Origin of the sequence: Nostoc sp. (assembly GCF_035638895.1) — a bacterium.
In the GTDB taxonomy this organism is placed as follows: Bacteria; Cyanobacteriota; Cyanobacteriia; order Cyanobacteriales; family Nostocaceae; genus Nostoc.
This window is the reverse complement of sequence record NZ_DASQZC010000236.1, coordinates 1-5,244: the sequence shown is the minus strand read 5'-3', so window position 1 is coordinate 5,244 and position 5,244 is coordinate 1. Positions and strand designations below refer to the sequence as shown.

Here is a 5,244-nt window from a genome sequence, read left to right as displayed (position 1 = left end):
GACGCTAGCGACAGAAGCCAAAGCTAGGTCACGTTCCAACTTCTGTGCTTTTTCTTGGGCGACAGGATAAGAATAATCGTCCTTAAGTGAATCCTTCAATTGATCAGCCGAAGCAATTGGGTCAGGCGCACCCAATTGTCCGATAGAACTATCAATTGCAGCTGACGCGTTTTCTTTGATGTCCGCCCAGGCACTGTTAATTTCTTCGTTAGCCCATGTTTGAATTTCCGATACTTCTCCTTGAAGATCCGATACGATAGAACTAAAAAAATCGTTGATGCTGATGCCATAGCTAGGTGCAGCAATAAATAAACTGCCAACTGCACCAGAAATTATTACACCAATCGTCCGTTTTTTCATATTAAGCTACTTGCTTTGTGCGTGATTTGGAGAGTAAATTCTTTGCCAATTCTGATAACTCTTCTCCCCGAATCATTCTGATATAATCCTCACTAAATTTGACTAACCCAAGCATAGGATTATTCTGATAGTGTTTAAGAAACAAACTGCGTAATTCTTGCTCGTTTGGATTATTAGCAACTGAGGCTAATAAACAGTAGGCAGGATAATAGCGACAGAAAGTAAGCTTGCCATTATCATCAAGCAACCACTGAGAATAAATTCCCGACTTTTTTGGATAAAAAGCTTCTGTACTGTTGACCCTGATGATAACAGTTGGATATTTAAAGCGAACAATAAATGGGTCAACGGCTGATGATTGAATCCTGCCTACTAAACGTGTAGTGATATTGGCAAATATCTTCTGTGCAGCTTTGCTCTGATATATAGTCTCTGGTTCTTGGGCAGAGATGATGACGCGGATACCAGACTTAGCTCCATTGGCACACAATCGCCCAATCAAATCAGCAATCGCATCGAATTGGAATAAAATTGGTGCTTCATCAAGAAAGAATATCGAAGCTTTTGATGACAGTGCGCGACGTAAAGCAGCAGCATAAGCGCTAAGAGCAAGAATCGCTGCATCAGCTTCACTCGATAAATTACGTAAAGCGAATACTAACAATTTGGCATTAGTTCTAAAACTGGATGGGCGTGAGATTGATTGTCCTACCCTGGTACTCAACCAATAATTTATTCTCAGCCTGATTTGCTGTAAGGCTTCGGAAATCTCTTGACTATTACTAGCAATAGAATCTAATTGTATGAAAGCTGGAGAACAAAAATTATAAAAATCTTTGAGCGTCGGAGTTTCGCTCCAATATTGAGTTCCAAATCCATTCTGTATTGCTAACTTGTAGCGCAATTTTATTTCGTCATCATTAAAAAAAGTTTTTAATGTTAACGCAATAATTGACTCAATGTTTGTAACCATTGAAGGACTGACACCAATCATGCCCTGTCCAATCACCATTGTCATCAGAACTGATTTGAGAAATTCCTTAAAATCGCTCAATCGCTCATTTCTCAGTTCTGCATCCAGAGAGCGTAAATCAGGAAGTTCAAAAAGATTATTCGCTTCTTTAGAGATGTCAAAGTATGCCCCATCTTCACTAAGTAGATTCGTGTAATCAGTGAAAGTGGATGTACCGTCTGGTTTAGGATAGTCTAATGCCACTACCGGAATATCTTGTGCAAGTGCAGGGGTAAGAATACCTGCCACCAGTACAGATTTACCTGAACGAGTTGCGCCGAACACTGCCAAATTCTTATGATTCTGGTATAAGTCTAGGTGTACTGGTGTGCCGCCTTCTTCTGCGATTAACTCAAAGCCAGTCCGATCTCCTGTGGCAGTCCTGATCAAAGGCATCAGCCCTGGTGCTTCCGAACTAAAATATGGCAGTCTGCGGTTAAAAGGCTTGGTTAACAGTGGTTCCCACACCATAGGACAACACTGCAACCATGTCTTCCAAGCGTATTCAATCTCCCGGTCAACTACCGCCGGACGCAAGAAATAGCTGGCAAGATATCGGCAAGCTTCGTCTAATTCCCGTGGGGTTGGGCGGTGAACCAGAAAAGCAACTGCGGTATGCACAACTACACTCCCTTTGTATATTGTCTTTTGCGCCTCCACAGAGTCCTCAATATTCATGCCTGATTTGACATCAATGTTCCCTTTTCCTGTAGATAAAGAAGTGCTGGTAATTGATTGCTTGGTGATCCGTTGTAGGTTAGTTTTAGAAATAGCTTGATTTGCCTTTGTTAGCTGACAAATAACCTCTGTATCATAAATACTATCTCTAGAAATTAGTTCCCACAAATAACGTAATTGAGCTTGTTCGTCATACCAGCCCCCTGGTTTTTGACTGAAGTTGAGCGCCCCAATATATTTATTTTGGATTTTTACCCATTTCCTATCAAAAAATGGCACAGACTCCTCATTCTCTAACATCTGGTGGCGGATATGAAAATCACTAGTTTGAGTTTCTACTAGTCCATCTATTGGGTCAATTTTTAATGGATTAGGGATTGCCGAGGGAGTAGAGCGATTAAACTGTTGCCAAATTGTTGACCAAATTTCTTCAGCACTTAAAACCCTAATCCCCAACTTCATCTTGTTGCCCAGGATAGCTGACCACTGCAAAAAACCATTGCTAAAGGAATTTTGGAGGATATTTTCAATTCTGGTATTGTTGATGGCATGGATCTCACCTGTAAATGAAAACCAACCTTTCTCTAATTTTCTAATAATCGATTCGATAAAATCTTTAGAACGTTCATCGTCAGAAATAACAGTATAAGTACACCATAGCCTCAAGAATTTGTTTTTTCGAGTTCCGCTTTGCGTTAGTTCTTTAGTTCTTAACTTTTCACTCCGAATTAACAGCTTTAATTGGTCTTGTGAGCAATTAGTCTCTAGCTTCGATAGTTCTTGCTGTCTGTCATAATCCGAAGTAAATGACCCTAGATGTATTGTCAGGCTTTCGCCTTCGGGAATTTCTTTTAGCCCCGCTTCTATTCCCTCGAAAATGGGTAACATTTGCTCTGATTGCAGATTGGGATGAATACCTAAACAATCAAAACAGAATTTGATTTGAATATTTTCACCTTTTTTGAGAATTAATGCGCCTACGCCCTGCCTACCTCCTAAGTTGAGGTCACAAATGCCTGCTAAATGGATAATATCTTCAAAGGCAGTGAGCATTTTGACAACACTAATCTGCGACTTTTCTAATGCGACTTTACCTAATTTATCTTTAACTTTCTTAGAAGAATTTGGCATAACTTTACCAATAACTGAAATTTCACTAGAACTTATTTTTCTGACGACTTCTGACTTCCGACTTCCGACTTCTGTTGTATTGATTGAAATTTCATATATCCCCTACTAATCCGAGGGACGCTGACGAACTTACCGAAAAAGTCTTTATTTGTAGAAATTGTCCACCATGTTGCCCATCCCCAAGCAATACTTAAGCTAGTACCTAACCAACTTGTTTTCAGTAGATAATTAAAGATAAATACATTGACTACTGCTATTAATGTCCAGGGAAATATTTGATCGGCAGGGAATGGCCCTAGTCTTGGTCTTTCTCCTAAAATCCGATTTACTGTCCGAAAATCATGCTTATTTGACATATTTACTGAATTTAATCAAGAGTTATCAAGAAAGGCAGAGGGCAGAAGGCAGGAGTTTCAGTTGGAATACTGTTTTCTGCTCTCTGCCCGTGACAATCATGGAACAAGGGTTTAAGACCCCCACCAAATTTTCAATTTGGTGGCCCCAATTTAGGAGGGGTTTGAATCCCCTTCTAAATTGAACCTTCTGCCCTCTGCCTCCTGCCTCCTGCCTTCTTCAACAGCTATTAATTCAAATACGTATTCATCAATAACTGATAACTTAAAAAGCTTTCTTACTAAACCTGAACAATCAAACCAGTAATTAAATCTCCAACAAAAACTGCCATAACTATGATTAATGGAGTTCTTGCTAGTGTCTGCCAGTCTTCATCATTCCGGGAAGATTGAATAATCTGAACTAGACTGATCCCAACATATAATAGGAATAAACCTCTCAATACATTGAAAAAAAGTGCGATAACTGCTGCTGTTTGTCCATTGCCGGCATTACCAAAAGTGGTCGTCATCCAAGTTTGAGCATTATTGAAGAACTGAGCATTGGCTGGAGCCGCCGCAAAATCAATTAGACAAATTACTGCTAACAGCGCAAATAACACTGCATACAGATTAACTCCATACTTTCGTTGTAGTTTATCGAAGTTAGTAAATAATGCTTGTGACTGTTTCGGCAAGGCAATTACGACGGCAGACGCAATCATAAATCCACCCATCAATATATTGTGGACGGACATCTCTGCTATCATCAACACACCAGTCACACCCATGAGTGTAAGTGTGCTTTTTTTCGCCCTGTCATTCTTTGAGTCAGGTGAGAGGGTTGCTGTTGCCGAAGCAGCAAAATCTGGGTATCCGTAGTCAGTACGCATCTGCTTTCGTTCTCCTGAACGATGTCTTGAGGGATAGGCACATTCTTGAATAAATCAACCCCAAAATCCACGTACTCTGGTACGGAAAAAAACAGAACTGTAGTACTGTATAAATATTTTTAACAGCAATAATCTACGTAGATAAAAATCTCTTTCTTATATTATCAGTCTTTGTGCTTGATATATTCACATCCTTAATCATTAATTAGTATAAATATTTGTGCAAACTCTTCAGTAAGTGTCAAATAGTGGGGATTGACTATTGGCTAGTTTTATGATTTTACATATCTAAACTAGCTTTAAGTATCCCCGCGCTCCATAAATTGAACTTTGTCTTCGATACCTCACCATGCTTTGCATCATAACTAAAAACTGTTAAAACTTGATTGCATGTATAGAACAAATATGTATAATACTTGCAGCTTGTACTTCAGCATTTGTTAGAAGTAGATATTGGGTCAAGCAAGGAAATTGGAAATTAATTTTCATAATCATTTGTTGGAGTATTTATGAGTAGAAGAAAAATATTTACAGCACTTGTTTCAATAGGTGTAGGACTTTGCTTAGGAGCTTGTCAGTCTGAAGGAGACAAGGTTGCTCAGGCAGAGAATGATTATGGGGCTAAGTTAACTGATGTGCAAACCCAAAAAGATAAGGAAGTACAGGAGCAAATAAGGCAATATGTAGAAGAGACACCTAACTTATATAGAATAACTTGGAAGGTATGCGGAGATTATAGAAGCCGTCTGCGGGATGGAGTAAGATGTAGCGAAACTAAAATTCCCAAAACTAAAGGATATGTTGATCCCGTTTACGTCTGGGCAGCTAATGGGGTGCA

General features: G+C 39.4%; 3 protein-coding genes and 2 pseudogenes. 1 reads left to right on the top strand and 4 read right to left on the bottom strand.

Annotation, left to right across the window (positions count from 1 at the left end):
• From VE944_RS11210 to VE944_RS11195, 4 genes and pseudogenes are all read right to left on the bottom strand, one after another.
• Positions 1 to 360: pseudogene (locus tag VE944_RS11210) on the bottom strand (hypothetical protein); the annotation flags it as partial.
• Position 361: 1 nt separating this feature from the next.
• Positions 362 to 3,181 carry a hypothetical protein gene (locus VE944_RS11205; RefSeq protein WP_324976653.1) on the bottom strand — a complete coding sequence of 940 codons (2,820 nt, stop codon included), beginning with the start codon at positions 3,179 to 3,181 and terminating at the stop codon, positions 362 to 364.
• Positions 3,182 to 3,213: 32 nt separating this feature from the next.
• On the bottom strand, positions 3,214 to 3,537 hold the full coding sequence (locus tag VE944_RS11200; protein ID WP_324976650.1) for a hypothetical protein: 324 nt from the start codon (positions 3,535 to 3,537) through the stop codon (positions 3,214 to 3,216).
• Positions 3,538 to 3,815: 278 nt separating this feature from the next.
• Entirely contained in the window at positions 3,816 to 4,406 is a 591-nt protein-coding gene (locus tag VE944_RS11195; RefSeq protein ID WP_324976647.1) for a hypothetical protein, read from the bottom strand.
• 509 nt (positions 4,407 to 4,915) lie between these two features.
• Between VE944_RS11195 and VE944_RS11190 the strand changes: the two are divergent.
• Positions 4,916 to 5,244 (top strand): annotated as a pseudogene (locus tag VE944_RS11190) (hypothetical protein); the annotation flags it as partial.